This window comes from Desertibacillus haloalkaliphilus (assembly GCF_019039105.1).
GTDB lineage: Bacteria > Bacillota > Bacilli > Bacillales > KJ1-10-99 > Desertibacillus > Desertibacillus haloalkaliphilus.
The window spans coordinates 1-390 of the sequence record NZ_JAHPIV010000279.1 but is presented as its reverse complement, the minus strand read 5'-3'; the positions used below and the strand labels follow the sequence as shown (position 1 = coordinate 390).

Genomic DNA, 390 nt, shown 5'->3' with positions numbered 1-390 from the left:
ATCAAGACCATCAAAGGGTTCGTCTAAAATTAAGATGTCTGGCATCGTTGATAACGTAAGCCAAAAAGATACTTGTCTTTGCATTCCCTTTGACAGACGGTGCACCTTTTTGTTGACATCAATGTTGAAAACATCTTTTAAACTCTGAAACCGTTCCTCGTTCCAATTAACATACATACTTTTATAAAACTGTGCGGCTTGTTTAATGGTTGAGTTCGGGAAGAAAAATAATGAATCAGCAAGAAATATAATCCTTTGTTTCCATTGAACATTTTCAAAGATTGGCTCTCCACTTATCAAAATTTCTCCTGAATCTTGCTTATAAATACCGGCAATCATTTTTAATAACGTTGTTTTCCCAGCACCATTTGAGCCAAGCAGACCGTAGAT

At 35.9% G+C, this 390-nt stretch carries 1 protein-coding gene; it reads right to left on the bottom strand.

Annotation, left to right across the window (positions count from 1 at the left end):
* Positions 1 to 390 (bottom strand): ATP-binding cassette domain-containing protein (locus KH400_RS21920; RefSeq protein ID WP_217228237.1); only part of this gene is annotated, 390 nt, incomplete at both ends.